This is a genomic window from Microvirga zambiensis WSM3693 (assembly GCF_016735695.1).
In the GTDB taxonomy this organism is placed as follows: domain Bacteria; phylum Pseudomonadota; class Alphaproteobacteria; order Rhizobiales; family Beijerinckiaceae; genus Microvirga; species Microvirga zambiensis.
The window spans coordinates 1-596 of the sequence record NZ_JAERQD010000239.1; the positions used below are offsets into that span (position 1 = coordinate 1).

Here is a 596-nt window from a genome sequence, read left to right on the forward strand (position 1 = left end):
TTCCAGCACATCGCCGAACAGCGCGCGCAGTTTGCAGCCACAGGTGAGCCGATCATCAGCGTGGATTCGAAAAAAAAAGGAATTGGTCGGTGACTTCAAGAACCCGGGCCAGACGTGGTGCCGGAGAGCCGAGCCGGTCTTGGTGCACGACTGGCCGCAGGATGCAGTCGGTCAGGCCATTCCTTACGGCATCTACGAGATCACAACCAACAGCGGCTATGTGTGCATCGGCGATTGCTTTGACACCCCGCGCTTTGCCGTTGAGGCGATCAGTGACTGGTGGGAGAGCGAAGGACAGAAGCGCTTTCCAGAAGCCGGGCGTCTCCTCGTCCTGGCCGATGCGGGCGGCTCGAACAGTTGCCGCTCCCGAGTTTGGAAAGCCCAGTTGCAAGAACAGCTCTGCGATGCCTGCGGGCTCGAGGTCACGGTGTGTCACTATCCCACCGGCTGCTCGAAGTGGAACCCAATTGAGCACCGGCTCTTCAGCTTCATCAGCTTGAACTGGGCTGGCGTGCCGCTGCGGAGTACGCATCCGAGCTGGGCCGCCTTGTGGGACTGGGGCATTTGGAAGAGCACTGGCTCGATCGACGTCGATA

General features: G+C 60.4%; 1 pseudogene. It reads left to right on the top strand.

The annotated features are described in order from the left end of the window. Positions 1–520: pseudogene (locus JKL46_RS35085) on the top strand (ISAzo13 family transposase); the annotation flags it as partial. Positions 521–596 lie beyond the last annotated feature (76 nt).